The sequence below is a fragment of the Stenotrophomonas sp. YJH_SMC_20 genome (assembly GCF_059367845.1).
The window spans coordinates 542,692-554,378 of record NZ_JCAFRG010000002.1 but is presented as its reverse complement, the minus strand read 5'-3'; the positions used below and the strand labels follow the sequence as shown (position 1 = coordinate 554,378).

The window sequence follows — 11,687 nt, the reverse complement described above, 5'->3', positions numbered from 1 at the left end:
TATCGACGTTAAGGTGCGGGATGGGGATCGCTCGGCTCGTCTGTCGGCTGCTATCCGCAGATATCATGTTGACGGTCCCTCCACCCTGGCTCCTACATACCGCGTAGGAGCCGGGAGGAACATACAAGCCATGCTCGGCTGTTGTTCGCGCGATGACAGGGAGCATCCACGCATGGCGTGGATCTACAATCCAGGCGGGCAGCGCGCCTGCTGCTGCGCGCACGCCCGTTTCGTCCATTCCTTCAACACCGGCTGCAGGCCTTGGTAACGCCGGCCTTGCCAGCCATTGGCCAGCACCGTGCCGTCGGCATCGATCAGTACCAGATTCGGCGGTGCCAGCCCGGCCAATGCCTGCAGGGCCGGCATGCGCGCAGCGCGGCGCGGGTCAAGCACCGGCCACGGCATCTCCTGCGCGTGCATGTAGCGGCGCAGCGCGCTCTCGCTCTCATCCTGGCTGACGTACACCACTTCGGTATCGGCGCCGGCTTGGCGCAGGGCATCACGCACGCTGCGCAGCGTGGGTACGAAGGCATGGCACGGTGCACACCAGTCGGCACCGAAGTACAGCGCCACCAGTTTCGGCGGCTGTGTCCATTGCATCGGTCGCAGCGAGCGCTGTTCCGGCCGCATCAGCGAGGCCGAGACCTGCGCGTGCAGGTCCGCAGCCATCGCCGGTGCGGCCAGCAGCACGGCACAGGCCAGCAACAACGCTCGCTGCAGTTCAGAACGCATAGCGCAGGTTGACGTACCACGAACGCGCGAAGCGCGGCCCGTAGACATAGTCGCTGTCACGCAGCGCGCCCACTTCCAGATCTTTCTGGCGCTGATCGAACACGTTCTTGACACCCGCGGCCACCGACACTTCCTGCTGCGCCTGCGCGCCCAGATGGCGGTGCCAGCGAGCACCAAGATCGGTGACCAGGAAGGAACGCGTACGGTGCAGCTCGCCCAACCGGTTGTTCAGCACCGACATCGGCCCGGTATGGCGCAGCGCGACGAAGGTTTCCCACGGCTCGGCGGGCATCCAGCTGAGCTGCGCCAGGCCGGTCCAGCGCGGGGTCTTCAGGTAGTCGCGGCTTTCGATGATGGTGTCGCCACCGTCGCCGGTGTCGTCGAAGATGCGCTGCGGTTCGCGGAAGCGCGAGCGGTACCACGAGGCACCGGCGGTCAGGCGCCACTGCGGCGACGGCTGCCAGCCGAGGTTGGTTTCCGCCCCCAGCACGTTGGAGCCGGAGGCGTTGTAGCGCAGCTGGCTCAGTTGTCCGTCATCGCCGCGCTGGATCTCGCCCAGCGCGAAGGTGTCGCGGATGCGTGCATAGGAGGCGGTAGCATCCCAGCTCCACACTGGATTGGCCGGGTCCGAGCGCCAGTCGAAGCCGAACAGGGTGGTCAACGCGCGCTCTTCCTTCAGGCCATCGGTGTTGCGCACGCGCACCTGCTCGCCACCCAGCGTATCGACGTGCACGTCCTCGACGAAGATCTCCGGCGCACGGAAGCCGGTGGCGATGCCGGCGCGCCATTTCAGGTTGGGCGTGGCCTGCCAGGCCAGGGCGATGCGCGGCGAGAACACCGCGCTGTCCAGTTCCGAGCTCTTGTCCACGCGTGCGCCCAGTACCAGGTCGACGTTGTCACGCAGGCTCCATTCGTCCTGGATGAAGGCGCCCAGGTTGTGGAAGGTTGCATCTTCCAGCACCGCCAGGCGCTGCCCGTCACCGGTGCGGTTGCCGTCGCGCAGCGCCTCGTGCTTGTACTGCACGCCGAAGGCCAGCGCGTGCGCGCCCAGCCGCCAGTTCAACTGGCTGTCGATATAGTGCAGCGGGTTGTGGGTGCGGCCGTATTGGCGCCACGAACGCGAGGCCGCGCTGCCGGCCACGTTGGGATCCAGCTGCGACGGGTCATAGCCGGGTGCAGACGGATCGGTAACCACGTCGCCAAGACCGCCGTAGAAACTGTCGCGGTCGATGTCGGCGAAGGCGTAGGCCAGGCGGAAATCGACGTCGGCATTGATTTCCTGATCCCACGAAACGCTGCCGCGCCGGTATTTCGTATCCAGCGATTCGGCGATGTTGGCCAGGTATTCGGGCTGATCCAGTCGATTGCCGCCACGCCGGGTTTCATCGGTCACCTGCAGGTCCAGGCGCAGCCGCGTGCCCGGCGTGGGCGCGTACCAGGCCTGCAGCCCGCCGACCTTGAGGTTCTTGCGGGTGATCTCGGTGTAGCCGTCACCGTTGTAGTCGATGCCGCTGTTCCAGTTGCGCTGGGCAATCACTGAAAGCCCGGCGTCGGCATCTTTCGCCACCAGGTCCAGGCGCACGTCGGCATTCTTCTGCGGTGTGCCCTTCAGGACATCCACGCCGGCCTGCACATGGCCGCCGCTGCGCGCCGGCAGCGGCGGAATCAGGTTGATCACACCGGCCACCGCACCCGGGCCGTACAGCGCCGAGCCGCCGCCCTTGACCACTTCGATGCGGTCGACGAACCCGGCCGGGATCTGTTCCAGGCCGTACACGCTGCCCAGCGTGGACAACAGCGGGATGCCATCGAACAACAGCTGGTTGTAGGCACCGGGCAGGCCCAGCAGCTGCACTTCGCTGGTGTTGCAGTTCTGGCAGTTGCTTTCCACGCGCAGGCCGTTGATCAGCTCGGCGGCGCGCGAGAAGTCGGTGGCCGCGCGCAGCGCGATGTCTTCCTTGCGCAGCACTTCGGTGCGGATCGGGACATCGGATAGCAGGCGTTCGCTGCGGGTGGCGGTGCTGACCTTGACCTGCACGCGGTCCAGCTCGGTGGGCTTCGAGGTGGCGGCCAGTGCAGGCAGCGGCACGGTCAGGGCAATGGCGGCGGCCAGGGGCAGCCGATGGAAGAGGGGCGTGGCAACGGGCATGAGGGCGTCGTCCTTGGGAGAAGAAAGGCGGCGAGGGCGACCTGGCTGACGCATATGAAAGCAGCGGCTTATTAATATAGCAAGTGCTATATAACGAGGCTGAGGCAATTACGCTTTGGGTACCAGTCGAGTCAGATCAAGCATGTGTTATAACATTACATAAAACGACCGCAACCCTGCCGGTGGTCATGTCCATAGGATGGAGTTGCCGTGTAGGCGCGGTCGGATCGTCAGCCGCGGCGGAATGCGGCGGGGGTCCGGGCGCCGACGATGATCATGCGGATCATCGTGGAGATCTGTTCGACCAGTTCCGGATCCTTCTCCGGCGGCAGGTCCATGGCGGTGGCGCCCATCGCGAACACCAGCCGGGTGATGGCCTTGGCTACCAGTTCCGGAGCGTGCAGCACCGCGCCATCCAGTGCGGCCAGGCGCACCAGGTCGTGCTGCAGCTCTTCTTCGAAATAGTGCAGTTCGCGCTCGACCGCATGCTTGAAGTCGTCCGAGCCGACCGCGCCTTCGCGCAACAGCACGTGCAGCAGCTTGTCGTCGGCGCGCAGCTGTTCCATGAAAGTCTCCACCGAGACCCGCACCACGCTGGTGGCGGTGGAGGTGGCGCGCTGGCGGGCCTCGCCGATGATGGTGCGCAGCGAGCGGCCGGCTGCGTCGATCAGCGCTACGGCCAGTTCGTCCATGTCGCGGAACTGCCGGTAGAAGCTGTTCGGCGCGATGCCGGCCTCGCGTGCCACTTCGCGCAGGCTGAGCGTGGACAGGCTGCGGTGCGGCCCGATCAGCTTCAGGGCGGCGGCCAGCAGATCTTCGCGGCTCACCGTACGGCGGGCCGGGCTGTTGGCATCTTCAGGCGTCGACAAGGCGGTGGCGGCGGCCATGGGGGTTCCGGTGGGGCGAGGCTGAATCATACCCAATCCGGTTCAATATACACATGTATACACAGGTGTATGTGCGCCCGTATAGTGCGCCCATGAGCGCTGTCGTCCGTCCGTCCCTGTTCTCTCCGTACCGCTGGGTCTCGCCGTCGCTGTTCGATTTCTGGGCGGGCCAGCTCAATCCCCTGTGGACCCTGCGCGAGCCGGTGGCCCGACTGGTCCGGCGCGAGCCGGCCGGCGAGGGCGCGGCGACCCTGGTCCTGCGCACCAACCGGCACTGGGCCGGCATGCGCGCCGGCCAGCACGTCACCCTGGGCGTCGAGATTGAGGGGCGCCTGTGGCAGCGCAGCTACAGCCCTACCGCACTGGGTCGGCGCGAGCTGGCGATCACCGTCAAGGCGATCGATGGCGGCCGGGTCAGCCAGCATCTGGTCAACCATGCACAGCCGGGCGAACTGTTCCGCCTCGATGCCGCCTTCGGCGAGTTCCATATGCCGGCCGCGGCGCCGGTGCTGCTGCTGGCTGCCGGCAGTGGCATCACGCCGATGCGCAGCCTGTTGCGGGACGCCTGCCAGCGCCCGCTGGCAGCACCGGTAGACCTGTTCTATTGGGAGCGCACCGCCGCCCATCTGCAGTTCCGTGATGAACTGCAGGCGCTGGCCGCGGCACATCCGAACCTGCGCGTGCATCTGCTGACCACCCGCGAGGGTGAGGCGCCGGCCGCGCGCATCGATACCCATGATCTGCAGGTGGCCGGCGATGACACGCCGCTGGCGCAGCGACATGTGTTGGCCTGCGGTCCGGATGGCTTCGTTGCCGCTGCGCGTGAACGCCTGGCGCACCAGGTGGCTGGCTTCCAGGCCGAAGCCTTCACCCCGCCGGCGCCGCTGCGCGATGCCAGCAGCGAAGGCGAGGTGTCGCTGACGCTTGCGCGCAGTGGCCGCCAGCTCAGCGTGCCGCGAGGCCGCTCGCTGCTGGAAAGCCTGGAAGCGCATGGCATCAAGCCCAAGCACGGTTGCCGCATGGGCATCTGCAACACCTGCACCTGTGATCGCGTCAGTGGCGCCACCCGCCACCTTCGCACCGGCGACCTGCAGTCCGAATCGGCACAGCCGGTGCGGATCTGCGTGAGCGCACCGACCACCGACCTGACTCTGGATCTCTGAGGACGCCTGCCATGACCCGCGCTACCGACCGTGCCCTGAGCACCGCCGAGATGCATGCCTTCGGTGAGGAACTCGATGCGATCCGCGACCGTGTGATCGGCAGCCTCGGCGCCTCCGATACCCGCTACATCCGCCGTGTGGCTGCCGCCGTGCGATGGTTCGGCGTGGGTGGCCGTGGCCTGCTGTTCCTGGCAGCATTCTCGCCGCTGTTCTGGATGCCGCTGCTGTGGCCGGCCGCGATCACTGGCACGCTGCTGCTGGCGTTGTCGAAGATCCTGGAGAACATGGAGCTGGGCCACAACGTCATGCACGGCCAGTTCGACTGGACCGGCGATCCCAAGCTCAATGGCAACACCTACGAGTGGGATATCGTTGCCACCGCCGACAACTGGCGCAAGACCCACAACTTCCGCCACCACACCTATACCAACGTGCGTGGCATGGACGATGACATCGGCTACGGCCTGCTGCGCATCTTCCCGGAACAGCGCTGGAAGCCGTTCTACCTGCTGCAGCCGATCATCGCGCCGATCTTCGCGCTGCTGTTCCAGTGGGGCGTGGCCGCGCAGGACCTGCGCCTGGGCCGTTGGCTGAAGGGCCGCATCAGTGGCCGTGCGATGTGGATGCAGACCCGCCCGGTGGCGCGGAAAATGGCTCGCCAGGTGCTGAAGGACTACGTGTTCTTTCCGCTGCTGGCCGGCCCGTTCTTCCTCACCGTGATGCTGGGCAACCTGGTGGCCAACGGCCTGCGCAACATCTGGACCTACGTGATCATCTTCTGCGGCCACTTCACCGCCGAGTCGGAAACCTTCCCGAAGGAATGCCTGCGCAATGAATCGCGCGGTCACTGGTACCTACGCCAACTGCGCGGTTCGTCCAACATCAGCGGCGGCTTCCTGATCAATGTGCTGTCCGGCAACCTCAGCCACCAGATCGAGCACCACTTCTACCCGGACCTGCCGGCCAACCGCTATGCGGCCATTGCCAAGGAAGTGAAGGACATCTGCCGCCGTTACGGCCAGCACTACAACAACGGCTCGCTGCCGCGCCAGTTCGGCCAGGTGGTCTGGCGCATCCTGCGTCACGCGTTCCCCAGCAAGCCGCGCCGCCTGCCGATGCCGGACATCATGTCCGCACCGGCATCGGCCAACGCGGGCTGATCGACTCAGCCCGCTTTCGCCAGGTCCGCCTGCTCGCGGTCCAGGCGACGCAGGAACACCTGCATTTCCTTGCGTGCCTGCTGGTCGCCCTTGCTGCCGGCCACGCTCAAGCCGCGCTGCCATGCTTCGCGCGCCGCCTGCGGCTGGCCACTGGCCAGCCAGGCTTTGCCCAGCAGCTTCCACGCCGCGGAATACTGCGGATCAAGCACCACGCACCGGCCCAGATGGGTGGCCGCGCGCACCGGGTTGCCCGAATCCAGCCAACCCTTGCCCAGGCCGAAGCGCAGCAGCGCGCCGTCCTTGCCGTTGGCAAGCATGCATTCCAGGGCTTCGATGTTCATCCGCGCACCTCCACCAGCAGTTCGGTGGGGCCGGGCTGGAAGCGGCCACGATGGAACAGCAGCGGCGCGCCGCCGTTCTCGTGCACTTCGATGATGCGGCCAGCCAGCAGCAGATGATCACCCACCGGCCACTGTGCGTGGCGGGTACATGTGAGATGGGCGACCGCACCGGCGATGCGCGGTGGGGCGTCCTCGTCGTCATCCAGCAATGCCAGGCCATCGAAGCGGTTGCGCACCTGCGGATCGGCAAAGCGCCGGGCCAGCGCTTCCTGGTCGGCCGCCAGCACGCTGATCGCAAAGCGGGTGGCGCGCTGGAAGGTGGACAGGCTCTGCGCGTGCAACGCCAGGTTCCACAGCACCAGCGGCGGCTGCAATGACACCGGCACGAACGAATTGATGGTCAGGCCGATGGGTTTGCCCTGCGCATCGCGCGTGCAGACGATGGCCACGCCGGTAGGAAAGTGGCCGAGCAGCCGCCGCAGGGCCCGCGGCGGCATCTTGACCGACGGCACCGGGGGCGGGGCGGGGAAAACCCCCGCCCACGGCCCGGCGTACGGCAGCGTTTCGCCGCTCATGAGGCCCTGGCCTGGCGGTAGCGCCGGCCGACCTCGGCCCAGTTGATGATGTTGAAGAACGCACCGATGTAGTCCGGGCGACGGTTCTGGTAGTGCAGGTAGTAGGCGTGTTCCCAGACATCCAGTGCGAGGATCGGGGTGTTGCCCGACAGGCCCACGGCTGCACCCATCAGCGGGCTGTCCTGGTTGGCGCTGCTTTCCACCTGCAGGCGGCCATCGCGATCGCTGGTCAGCCAGGCCCAGCCGCTGCCGAAGCGGGTCTGCGCCGCCTTGGTGAAGGCCTCCTTGAATGCATCGAAACCGCCGAGGTCACGGTCGATGGCGGCGGCCAGTTCGTCATCGGGTGCACCACCGTTGGTGCTGAGCACGGTCCAGAACAGGCTGTGGTTGGCGTGGCCGCCGCCGTTGTTGCGGATGGCGCCGCGCTGCGCCTCGGGCACGGCATCGAGGTTGGCGATCAGCGCCTCGACCGGCTGCTCGGCGACGCCGGCCTGCTCGATGGCGGCGTTGAGGTTGTTGACGTAGGCCTGGTGGTGCTTGCTGTGGTGGATGTCCATCGTGCGCGCATCGAAATGCGGCTCAAGGGCGTCGTAGGCGTAGGGGAGCGGGGGAAGCGAGTACGACATCGAAGCAATCTCCGTGGGGAAGGCCAGAGGGCTGGCCGTGGGGAGACTGTTATCGCACCTCAACATTGGTTGAGGTCAAGGGGCGGGATTGACGTGCGTGCGCGTTCATCGCTTTGATTCTTCCTGCAGGACAGCACGAGCGAAATGGTAGTGCCGGCCGCTGGCCGGCATGCCGGCAAGGTCGGGTTGCCGGCCAGCGGCCGGCACTACCAGAACCCGCTTTTCGAACCTCACCGGCGCGCTGAAGTGCTGCCCGCGCTCGCAGGAAACGGTCCGGTGGCGGGGGGGAGGGGCTGGCCGGGACCGTTGGCGCCATGGATGGCGCCATCGAGCCCCCAAGGATGGGTTTACAGCGTGTCCCGGCCAGCCCCTCCCCCCGCCACAACCAATATCAACAAAGGCGCCGGCAGGCGAACCAGCCGCCGGCGTTTTCATCAACTCAACTCAACCAATCCTTGCAGGCGCCATCCACCTGCTCCCCGCACGCCTGCTGCATCCGCTGCTGCAACCGCGCCAGCGTCTCCGCGCCCTGGTGCTTGCCGCTCCACGCCTTCAACTGCCCGGCCAGGCGCTCGAAGCGTTGGCGGGTGCGCTGGTGGTAGCCCGACGGCTGTGCCTCCAGCTCGGCGATCAGCGAGGCGGTCGCCTGCTCGATGCGTGGTGCATCGTCCGGTGCCAGCTTCAGCAGGCCTTCCACATACAACACGCCCCACTGCACGCGGGTGGCCGGGCCCTGCGCACCGTCGTAGGCACGCTTCAACCACTCCAGCGCACCGGCGGTGTCGCCGCGCTGCTCGGCCAGTTCGGCCAGCTCGGGCATGTAGTAGTACGGCTGTTCGCTGCGCTTCAGTTCCGCCAGCAACAGCGACTCGGCGCCTGCGTCGTCGCCGACCTGGCGTAGTGCGTAGACCGCGCTGCTGATCGTGGCCTGGCGCGCATGCGCATCGGTGGCGGCAGCGTCGGCAGCAGCCACGCGCTGCTTGACCCGATCAACCAGGGCCGCGGGCAATGCGCCCTTCGGCTGCTGCTGGCGGGCCAGCGACACTTCGGTCAACGCACGCGACAATGCGTCGTCGGCGCGGTCGCCGCGCTCGGCGTCTGCCCGCTCCAATGCCACCAGCAGCTGCTGTCCCAGCGTGTTGCTGGTGGCCGGCCCGGCACTGGCCTGCTTGACCAGCTGCACGCCTGCATAGCCCAGCAACTCACGGTTGCGGCGGACTTCGGCGGGCTGCGCCAGCACGGCCTGCAGCAGCTCGCGTACTTCGGTGGGCGAGGCATCGGGCTTTTCGGCCGTTGCCAAGGCCAGCAGAGAGAAGCGGCGCTGCAGGGCAGCGTCGGGTGCGGCCTTGGACAACTGGCGCAGCACATCCTCGCTGCTGCGCTCGCCGGCCAGGCGGTTGGCGTCCACTTCCCAGCCGTAGTCGCCCAGCACCTGCCAGTCTTCTGCGGCCAGTCGGTCCGGCGTTGCCAACGCGGTGGCCAAGGTGGCGGCAACAGCACTGCGGCGGCCTGCGGCGACGGTCAGTGCCCGGGTCAGTTCGGTTGCATCATTGCCGCCGGCCACGCGGGTGATTTCGTTGCGCTTTGGGTCCAGCACGATCAGGGTCGGATAGCCGCGTACGCCGAAGCGCTCACCCCAGGCTTGCGCACCTTCCTCGTCGCCATCCAGGTAGACGGGAACGAATTTGCTGGTCAGCGCGATGAAGGCCGGGTCCTTGAACAGGCCCGCCTTGAGCTGGTTGCACGGTGGGCACCAGACGGCGCCCCAGTACAGCAGCACCGGCTTGCCGCTGTCGGCGGCCTCGGCGAAGGCATCATCGACATCGCCCTGGCGCCAGGCGATTGCCTTGGCCGGCGCGGGCACCTCGGCGGAGTTGGCGATGGAAACCGGGGCCGGGGTGCAGGCGCTCAACGCCGAAGCCAGCAGCAACATAGAAAGCGCGACGCGCATCGGCAGCATCTCGAAGGGCAGGGTGGCAGGCCATTGTAGGAACGGCCGGGGAGCCTGCTGATTCAGTTTGCTTATGACGGGCGTGCCGCAGGGCATGACGCCCGCCGGGTATTGGCCGGCGGATGCCTTCAGGCCGCTGCCCGCACCATCTGCTGATACACCAGCCCATTGAACTCGCCGACGTCGCCGTCCAGCACGAAGCCATAGCGCAGGTAGGTTGGCACTGCATTGAGTGAGGCGCGCACGGTCAGGACCGGCTCGCGCACCTGCGGGAGCACCGCGTCGAACAAAGCATGGCCGATGCCTTGGCCCTGGTAGCTGGGATCGACGAACAGCATCGCCAGGTGCCGGCCTTCCTTCAGTTCGATCACGCCGACGACGCGGCCGTCCTGCTCGGCCACCAGGATGTGGTTGTCGCCGTGTAGGCGCGCGCCGAACGCTTCGGCCGCGGCGACGCTGCCGAAGGTGGCGATGCCGGCCGCGCTTAGCGAAGGTGCGACCGCCGCAGTGAAGGCAGCCAGGCACACCGCGCTCATCGCGGGCAGGTCATCGACGTGGGCGGGGCGGATCGTCGGCATGCAGTGTTCTTCCGGTGGTGGGCGGCGCGTCATTGTTGCCGCAGGCCTTCACGCTAAGCTGGCGGCATGAGTGATTTCAATCCCGCGTACGCTGCCTTGTTTCCGCAGCAGGGTCTGAGCCTGGGCCTGATGACGCCCGTGGCGTCGCATGGGTTGGCCGATCCACGTGAGGCGCGACGTATCGCGCGACTGGCCGATGACCTGGGCTTTGCCGCGTTGTGGACGCGCGACGTGCCGCTGATGGTGCCGCAGGGTCCGGACGCGACAACGAGCGCGTCGGACGACCCGTTCCTGTGGCTGGGCATGCTGGCTGCGGCGACCGAGCGCATCGTGGTCGGCAGCGCGGCCATCGTGCTGCCATTGCGCCATCCGCTGCAGGTGGCGAAGTCGGCCTTGAGCCTGGACCGGATCAGCGACGGCCGCTTCGTGCTGGGCCTCGGGTCTGGCGATCGGCCGGAAGAGTTCGCCGCATTCGGCGAGGATCTGCAGGGCAGGGCGGCGACGTTCCGCGAACGCTGGACCTTGCTGCGCGCGGCGTTGTCACCGGAGGCTGAAGAAAGGGTCGCGGTAGTGCAAGCCACCGGTGGCTTCGACGTACTGCCGGCCCCGGCCACGCGCATTCCGATGCTGGTGGTGGGCACTGCGCGGCAGAGCCTGCAGTGGATCGCACGCGAAGCCGAAGGCTGGGCCACCTATCACCGCGAAGAGGCCGCGCAGGAAGGACGCATCGGCCTGTGGCAACAGGCGCAGGCGCAAGGCGCTGGGCCAGGCAAGCCGTTCGTGCAGTCGATGCTGCTGGATCTGCAGGCCGATCCGCAGGCACCGCCCGAGCCGCTGCCACTGGGCCTGAAGGTCGGCCGCGACGGCTTGCGTGACTACCTGCTGCGCGTGCATGCGCAGGGCGTGGGGCACGTGATGTTCAACCTGGTCGACAACGGGAGGCCGATGGACGCGGTGTTGCGCGAAATTGGAGAGCAGGTGCTGCCGGATGTGCTTCGGTAGGTGTCCACCTTGTTGGACACGCCGTGTTGCTGATGACGGTGCGCCCGCCGGGCATGGCCCGGCGCTACCTGCCGCGGCGTGCATCTGCGTATCATTCGCATTGATACCCCGCTGCCGGAGCCCCGCGTGACCCAACCTTCCCCCATGCACCCGACCGGACGCCTGTTCGCCGCGGTCGCTTTCATCGAGGCTGTGACCTGGGCCGGCCTGCTCATCGGCATGTGGATGAAGTACGGCCCGATGGCTAACGTGGCGCTGGTGAAGCTGTTCGGACCCCTGCACGGCGTGGCGTTCCTGCTCTATGTGGCAGTCACGCTGTTCGCGGCGGTACGACTGCGCTGGCCGTGGTGGGCCAGTGCCCTGGCCCTGCTGGCGGCCATCCCGCCGTTGGTGACGCTGCCGCTGGAGTGGTGGTTCAAGCGCCGTGGCCTGCTGGGCCTGCGTGCAATGCGCTGAACCCACTGTTGCATGCCCATTCAAGAGAATGGGTATCAAATGCAAATACGAGCCGTTATCATTTGAG

12 protein-coding genes are annotated in these 11,687 nt (G+C 67.1%); 4 read left to right on the top strand and 8 right to left on the bottom strand.

Annotated features, from left to right (window positions below; translation table 11 throughout):
• Nucleotides 1-183 precede the first annotated feature (183 nt).
• The 3 genes from AC5P6A_RS05895 to fabR all read right to left on the bottom strand — a co-directional run bounded on the left by AC5P6A_RS05895 (nucleotide 184) and on the right by fabR (nucleotide 3,768).
• Nucleotides 184-732 carry a thioredoxin-like domain-containing protein gene (locus AC5P6A_RS05895; protein WP_227844721.1) on the bottom strand — a complete coding sequence of 183 codons (549 nt, stop codon included), beginning with the start codon at nucleotides 730-732 and terminating at the stop codon, nucleotides 184-186.
• Nucleotides 722-2,881: a TonB-dependent receptor plug domain-containing protein gene (locus tag AC5P6A_RS05890; protein WP_180833041.1), complete on the bottom strand. Its 2,160-nt coding sequence runs from the start codon at nucleotides 2,879-2,881 to the stop codon at nucleotides 722-724. The genes AC5P6A_RS05895 and AC5P6A_RS05890 overlap by 11 nt, the downstream gene beginning before the upstream one ends.
• Nucleotides 2,882-3,111: 230 nt before the next feature.
• Nucleotides 3,112-3,768 carry an HTH-type transcriptional repressor FabR gene (gene fabR, locus AC5P6A_RS05885; protein WP_005409961.1) on the bottom strand — a complete coding sequence of 219 codons (657 nt, stop codon included), beginning with the start codon at nucleotides 3,766-3,768 and terminating at the stop codon, nucleotides 3,112-3,114.
• 92 nt (nucleotides 3,769-3,860) lie between these two features.
• On the opposite strand from fabR, the gene AC5P6A_RS05880 reads away from it, so the two are divergent.
• Both AC5P6A_RS05880 and AC5P6A_RS05875 read left to right on the top strand, forming a co-directional pair.
• Nucleotides 3,861-4,931 carry a ferredoxin reductase gene (locus AC5P6A_RS05880; RefSeq protein WP_050563255.1) on the top strand — a complete coding sequence of 357 codons (1,071 nt, stop codon included), beginning with the start codon at nucleotides 3,861-3,863 and terminating at the stop codon, nucleotides 4,929-4,931.
• An 11-nt stretch (nucleotides 4,932-4,942) separates the two neighbouring features.
• Entirely contained in the window at nucleotides 4,943-6,091 is a 1,149-nt protein-coding gene (locus AC5P6A_RS05875) for a fatty acid desaturase family protein (protein ID WP_072167525.1), read from the top strand.
• Between the two features lie 5 nt (nucleotides 6,092-6,096).
• Here the strand turns inward: AC5P6A_RS05875 and AC5P6A_RS05870 are convergent, their stop codons facing one another.
• The 5 genes from AC5P6A_RS05870 to AC5P6A_RS05850 all read right to left on the bottom strand — a co-directional run bounded on the left by AC5P6A_RS05870 (nucleotide 6,097) and on the right by AC5P6A_RS05850 (nucleotide 10,162).
• Nucleotides 6,097-6,432, bottom strand: coding sequence for a tetratricopeptide repeat protein (locus AC5P6A_RS05870; protein WP_329842000.1), 336 nt, complete (start codon nucleotides 6,430-6,432; stop codon nucleotides 6,097-6,099).
• Nucleotides 6,429-7,007, bottom strand: coding sequence for a flavin reductase family protein (locus AC5P6A_RS05865; protein WP_227844718.1), 579 nt, complete (start codon nucleotides 7,005-7,007; stop codon nucleotides 6,429-6,431). The genes AC5P6A_RS05870 and AC5P6A_RS05865 overlap by 4 nt, the downstream gene beginning before the upstream one ends.
• Nucleotides 7,004-7,633 (bottom strand): superoxide dismutase, encoded by a 630-nt coding sequence (locus AC5P6A_RS05860; RefSeq protein ID WP_180876650.1) that lies wholly within the window; start codon nucleotides 7,631-7,633, stop codon nucleotides 7,004-7,006. Before AC5P6A_RS05860 ends, AC5P6A_RS05865 begins: the two co-directional genes overlap by 4 nt.
• A gap of 439 nt (nucleotides 7,634-8,072) precedes the next feature.
• Nucleotides 8,073-9,593: a thioredoxin family protein gene (locus AC5P6A_RS05855; protein WP_346714901.1), complete on the bottom strand. Its 1,521-nt coding sequence runs from the start codon at nucleotides 9,591-9,593 to the stop codon at nucleotides 8,073-8,075.
• A 119-nt stretch (nucleotides 9,594-9,712) separates the two neighbouring features.
• Entirely contained in the window at nucleotides 9,713-10,162 is a 450-nt protein-coding gene (locus AC5P6A_RS05850; RefSeq protein WP_346714900.1) for a GNAT family N-acetyltransferase, read from the bottom strand.
• A gap of 66 nt (nucleotides 10,163-10,228) precedes the next feature.
• Between AC5P6A_RS05850 and AC5P6A_RS05845 the strand changes: the two genes are divergently transcribed.
• Nucleotides 10,229-11,164, top strand: coding sequence for a TIGR03571 family LLM class oxidoreductase (locus AC5P6A_RS05845; protein ID WP_346714899.1), 936 nt, complete (start codon nucleotides 10,229-10,231; stop codon nucleotides 11,162-11,164).
• A 144-nt stretch (nucleotides 11,165-11,308) separates the two neighbouring features.
• Complete coding sequence (locus tag AC5P6A_RS05840; protein WP_155030444.1) at nucleotides 11,309-11,620, top strand: DUF3817 domain-containing protein; 312 nt, start codon at nucleotides 11,309-11,311, stop codon at nucleotides 11,618-11,620.
• The last annotated feature ends 67 nt before the right edge of the window (nucleotides 11,621-11,687 follow it).